General features: G+C 38.7%; 5 protein-coding genes and 2 pseudogenes. 3 read left to right on the forward strand and 4 right to left on the reverse strand.

Annotation, left to right across the window (positions count from 1 at the left end):
• Positions 1 to 780: pseudogene (locus ACFINY_RS09400) on the forward strand (PBSX family phage terminase large subunit); the annotation flags it as partial.
• Positions 765 to 1,524: pseudogene (locus ACFINY_RS09405) on the forward strand (portal protein); the annotation flags it as partial. The pseudogenes ACFINY_RS09400 and ACFINY_RS09405, both read left to right, overlap by 16 nt.
• Before the next feature lie 157 nt (positions 1,525 to 1,681).
• Here the strand turns inward: ACFINY_RS09405 and ACFINY_RS09410 are convergent.
• A complete protein-coding gene (locus ACFINY_RS09410; RefSeq protein ID WP_015856199.1) occupies positions 1,682 to 2,005 on the reverse strand; it encodes a helix-turn-helix domain-containing protein in 324 nt (107 codons plus the stop codon).
• 1 nt (position 2,006) lies between these two features.
• Positions 2,007 to 2,357 (reverse strand): type II toxin-antitoxin system RelE/ParE family toxin, encoded by a 351-nt coding sequence (locus tag ACFINY_RS09415; protein ID WP_041581387.1) that lies wholly within the window; start codon positions 2,355 to 2,357, stop codon positions 2,007 to 2,009.
• Positions 2,358 to 2,540: 183 nt separating this feature from the next.
• Here ACFINY_RS09415 and ACFINY_RS09420 point away from each other — a divergent pair, with 183 nt between their 5' ends.
• Complete coding sequence (locus tag ACFINY_RS09420; RefSeq protein ID WP_375631686.1) at positions 2,541 to 2,672, forward strand: hypothetical protein; 132 nt, start codon at positions 2,541 to 2,543, stop codon at positions 2,670 to 2,672.
• 264 nt (positions 2,673 to 2,936) lie between these two features.
• Here ACFINY_RS09420 and ACFINY_RS09425 read toward each other — a convergent pair whose 3' ends face one another.
• Together ACFINY_RS09425 and ACFINY_RS09430 are read right to left on the reverse strand one after the other, a co-directional pair.
• Positions 2,937 to 3,716, reverse strand: coding sequence for a hypothetical protein (locus ACFINY_RS09425; protein WP_375701039.1), 780 nt, complete (start codon positions 3,714 to 3,716; stop codon positions 2,937 to 2,939).
• Between the two features lie 93 nt (positions 3,717 to 3,809).
• The coding region (locus ACFINY_RS09430) for a hypothetical protein (protein ID WP_375701040.1) at positions 3,810 to 4,492 on the reverse strand (683 nt) is incomplete at its 5' end.

The following is a 4,492-nucleotide window of genomic DNA, read 5'->3' on the forward strand; positions in this document are numbered from 1 at the left end:
CGTGTTGAGATCAACTGGTCAGACAATCCGAAGTTTCCCAAGATCTTGAATGAAGCGCGGCTTGATGATCTGAGAAACCGTCCAGAGACCTATAAGCATATCTGGGAAGGGGCTTATCTTACAGCGGTTCAAGGCGCTTATTATCAGAAAGAGATGTTGGCAGCCGAGCAGGAGGGGCGGATAGGGCGTGTTGCTCGTGACCCTTTAATGCAAATACGTGCTTTTTGGGATATTGGGGGGACAGGCGCCAAGGCAGATGCCACGGCGATATGGATAGCGCAATTTGTTGGTAGAGAGATCAGAGTGCTTGATTATTACGAAGCACAGGGACAGCCGTTATCGGAACATATCGGTTGGTTGCGTCAAAATGGTTATGAGAAGGCATTGATGGTTCTCCCCCATGATGGTGCAACAAGAGACCGTGTACACAATGTGAGTTTTGAGAGCGCTCTTAAACAGGCAGGCTTTCAAACAAAAGTTATCCCTAATCAGGGAGCAGGGGCTGTTAAGATACGTATAGAAACAGTCCGCCGTGTTTTGCCTTCTGTTTGGTTTAATGAGAAGACGACAGTAGCAGGACGTAAGGCACTGAACTGGTATCACGAGAAATGGGATGAGAAGCGTAATATTGGCTTGGGAGCAGAGCATGATTGGTCCAGTCATGGGGCAGATGCCTTTGGACTGATGTGTATTTCATACAAACCACCAAAAGAAATACAAAAGCGACCAGCTTATAGCGGCAGAACGGAATATGAGAGTACCTCATGGATGGCAGAATGATGTATGATGAAGAGCATTTAGATAAAGAAAGTAACGCATCAGATTTGTCGACAGAAGGCTTATTTCGCAAGCTTGTGAGCTGGTACAAAGAAGATGTGGAGCATGTGAATAAATGGCGTGAACATGCGCGGGAGGATTTTGGTTTTTACAATGGTGATCAATGGAATGAAGAAGATTTATCGGCGTTAAAAAAGCAACGCCGCCCCGTTATGACCTTTAATCGTATTGCCCCATTGGTCAATGCCGTTGTGGGGTCAGAGCGTAATAACAAGCGCGAAGTGCAGTTTATTCCCCGTCAAGTAGGGAAGGCATTGCCTAGTGAATTGCTTACCGGTGCGGCAGAATGGTTTCGGGACATGGCGCATGCAGAATACGCTGATAGTGATGCTTTCCAAGATGCGGTTATCTGCGGCATGGGGTGGACTGATACACGGCTTGATTATGAGAACAGCCTCGATGGTGAACCGGTCATTACGCGTTTAGATCCGTTAAAGATGGTTTGGGATAGTGCAGCGGTGCAACCGAATTTAACCGATGCGCAACGTTTGTGGTATGTAGACCGCAAGCCGTTAGAAGTAGCTAAGCAGATGTTTCCCAAATCTCATTGGACAGAGCTGAGTGCAGATTGGGCAAGGGATGGGAGCTCTCATGAAGGTGTTCACTATAATGATCTTGATTATTACAGCGATGAGGGGAGCATTGATGTTGAAAACGGTCGTCGGATGGTCACGCTTGTTGAAGGACATTATAAACAAAAATACAATAAAGTCAATAGTTTGTTTGTAATTATCTTATATGAATCCACTCAAGAATCCACACTTTTATACGTGATTCATTTGACCATTTTTTATAAACAATTGCCATGTATGAATAGACCATAAAAAGCTAATCATAAAGAAGTTTAAGAAGAAAAAACAACTTCAAAATGTCCTTCAAGCGTTTTAACTTCTTTCGGATTAACAATAATCTTTATATCGTTTCCCAATTTTGCCAAACACTCAAGCATTTTCATTTCACTAATTCCTCGAAATTCTCCACTTAAGAGTTTAGACAGTTTTGGTTGAGTCATTTTCAAAAGTTGACTAGCCTGTTTTTGTGTTAAGTTCTTTTCTTTCAGAATTTGACTAATCTTATGAGCAAGTTGCGCTTTGATAAGCATCTCTCTGGAATCTGAAAAGCCAAGATCCGCATAAACATTGGAACTACCGTGAAAAACATTGATCATTTTAATTCCCTTCTAATTGTTCTGCTAACTTGAGACGTTCTTTAATCAGATTAATGTCTGGTTTTGGTGTTGCAATGCCACGGGTCGATTTTTTCTGAAAACAATGCAACACATAAAGAGATTTTTTATATTGTATCGTATAAACAGCGCGATAAGTTCCTTGAATATCGCGTTCAATAATTTCTAGAACATTGGCAGATCCAAACCCCTTGAGAACCTTAACATTTTCTCCTCTATCTCCTATCTGAGCAAGATAAAGAGCATAACCAATCCTTTGTTGAATAAGATCAGGAAGACTTTTTATATCTTTGAGTGAAGAACCAAGCCATATGATACGTTTTATTTTACTCATGATTATTAATATACTCATATGGGTATATTTTCAAGTGGTTATTCTAATTTTGTGATTTTTTAATAACTATTATTAATAAAATTGACTTGATAAAAATGGTAACAAAAAACCATAATTGTTTATTTATCTTATGAAAAGCTGCTTTGTAAAAACCAACGCTTCCAAATGTAAAAAGAACGTTTTTTGCAGATATTTATTGAATATGCATTTGCTTTTGATTGGATTGTTAAAGCTACCGAGCATTTTGATTTGTTTGATACGTTTGATAGCCATAACAAGCGTTTTATAGGCTCTCTCATTCAAATGAGTGATTAAAGATCATACGCACATTTACGTTTCTTTTGATACGTTTTCATATCTCTCATAGAGCGCTTGCAATATGATACGTTTTGTATATATGCATTCATTACTCCATTGTGGATGATTATTTTTCTATCATTATAATCGCTATTTGAAAGCCGCGTCATATCATTTGACACGGCTTTTTTTATGTTACTCTCTCTTTTATGATATGTTTATAGCAATGCATTTTATATGCGTTTATACACCATAAAGAAAGCACGCCCCCCACGCCGTTCTTTATTCTGTTTTATCAGTTATATTGACAACATTATCCCTTTCATACACCTCACAATTTTTTGGAACCAACCTTACTTTGCTTTTTTTATTGATTTTTGCATTGCCATAAACACGCCCCCAGATTGTTGCACAATATGAGATTTTAGCATTGCCATAAACAGAGCCATAAATCTCACAAGAGCCACTCACACAAGCATTTCCATAAACCTTGCCATAAATTTTAGCACGACCATTAATAACAGCATAATTATAAATTTTTGCATGGCTATAAATGCAAGCAGAGCCACAAACCTTGGCATGACCATAAACGCGTGCATAACTAAAAACCGTAGCATCATAAGAAACATGCGCATGGTCATAAATATGAGCATCAGCAAGAATGCGGGCACTACCATTCACATGAGCATACCCATAAACATTGCCATAAACATGAGCATTGCCATAGACAAAAGCATGGTCATAAACTTTAGCATATTGAGAGATAAAAGCTTTTCCATAGACCTCAGCATTGCCATAAACTTGACCACAGACTTGAGAAAAATGGCGTATTTTTGCATCATCATACACCCTTGCATGACCATAGACACAAGCCTCATCATAGACCCAGCAATTGCCATCATGGGATAGGTTGACTTCCTTTTCAATAAAGCCGCCTAAAGACCCCGCCTTTATATCATCAAAATCTTTTAAAGCTTTAATGCGATAAAGGTTTATAATATTTCGAGTAAGAGCATGTTTGATTTTTTTGATTTCACTGGTTAATTCGTATTTTTTGCACATAGAAGACCCTCACAATCTAATGTGATAAACAGTTGATAAAATTTGAAATGGGAAAATTTGAAAGAAGGGCGCCCCCGCCGCGCCCGCGCGTCTTTACGCAGCGTTATTTTCACTAATCTTTACAACGGTATCGTTTTCATAAATTTCACAATCTTCAGGAATTCCATATGCATAATAAAAGTTTTGTTTGACATATGAATAACCATCTCTTTTTAACCTTGCATTGCCATGTACCAAACCTCTAATGGTGTGATAACCAGTCACTTTTGCATTCCCATAAACAGAACCATAGACCTTAACATACCCACCCACGCTAGCATTGCCATAAACCTTGCCATAAATTTTTGAAGAGCTACTTACAACAGCATGATCATAAACCTCAGCCTTGCTATAAATGCGTGCACTTCCTGTTAATTTTGCATTCCCATAAACCCTTGCATATTGATAAACCCACACCTTATCAGAAAGATGCGCATTATCATAAACATGAGCTCCAAAATACACGCGGGTTTTATCATATACATGCGCATTGCCATAAACAAAACCACCAATGGCAGCATTGCCATATATCTTTGCATTTTCATAAACACGACCAGATTTTACAACACAAGCATTATCATAAACCCAGCAATTGCCATCATGAGAAAGGTTATCTTCCTTTTCAATAAAGCCCCCTAAAGTACCTGCTTTAACATCAGCAAAGTCTTTTAATGCTTTAATGCGATAAAGGGTATGATTATTAATTACACGCGTTTCATTTGTGAGTGCAAACTTCT

The sequence above is a fragment of the Bartonella sp. AA23NXGY genome, assembly GCF_042197165.1.
GTDB lineage: Bacteria > Pseudomonadota > Alphaproteobacteria > Rhizobiales > Rhizobiaceae > Bartonella.

Coding starts and splice junctions, on each gene's coding strand:
- ACFINY_RS09410 (WP_015856199.1), bottom strand. CDS start 2,005: ATGATCAATGTTTTTCACGGTAGTTCCAATGTTTATGCGGATCTTGGC.
- ACFINY_RS09425 (WP_375701039.1), bottom strand. CDS start 3,716: ATGTGCAAAAAATACGAATTAACCAGTGAAATCAAAAAAATCAAACAT.
- ACFINY_RS09415 (WP_041581387.1), bottom strand. CDS start 2,357: ATGAGTAAAATAAAACGTATCATATGGCTTGGTTCTTCACTCAAAGAT.